Raw genomic sequence first — 538 nt, 5'->3', positions numbered from 1 at the left:
GGTTCCGGACGGCTGGCGCAAGGCCGCCAGAGACCCCGTCGAACTGCGGCTCTACAAGGTCAAAGCCGACGGGTCCAAGGGGGACTTCATCAAGGGAATCGCTGGCTCAACACAAGACGGGAATCTCTGGAGCGCGAACGTAACCGGTCTCGACCCCGATACCGAGTACTACGTGGAGGCCAAGTTCAAGTTCGTCAAGAACGCGCTGCCGCAAGACTATGCCTACCGGACCACGGAAGCGGTCAAGGTGAAGACCAAGCCCAGGGCGCCGGCGCCGGGGGGCGAGGAAGAGGTTGACGTTGTGGCGCCGTAGCGCCCAACGACGGATCGAACGCCCCGGCGGCCATCGTACCGGCCGCCGGGGCACGGCGTGCCACTTCCAGCGACCGGAGAAGATCCCATGCGGCGCGGGCTTACCCTGATCGAGATCGTCGTCGTGATCGCCATCATCGGCGTCCTCATCGCGCTCCTCCTGCCGGCCGCCCAGAAGGCCCGCGCCGCCGCCGCGCGGATGCGGTGCCACAACCAGCTCCGGCAG

General features: G+C 66.9%; 2 protein-coding genes. Both read left to right on the top strand.

Translation table 11 applies throughout. From position 1 onward, the window contains the following. A partial coding sequence (locus R5W23_RS11350) for a hypothetical protein (RefSeq protein ID WP_320686415.1) occupies window positions 1-313 on the top strand: 313 nt, incomplete at its 5' end. An 87-nt stretch (window positions 314-400) separates the two neighbouring features. Continuing rightward, the coding region (locus tag R5W23_RS11345) for a prepilin-type N-terminal cleavage/methylation domain-containing protein (RefSeq protein WP_320686416.1) at window positions 401-538 on the top strand (138 nt) is incomplete at its 3' end.

It is taken from the genome of Gemmata algarum, from assembly GCF_034097035.1.
GTDB classification, from domain to species: Bacteria; Planctomycetota; Planctomycetia; order Gemmatales; family Gemmataceae; genus Gemmata; species Gemmata algarum.
The sequence above is the reverse complement of the archived record's forward strand: the minus strand, read 5'-3'. Positions and strand labels throughout refer to the sequence as shown.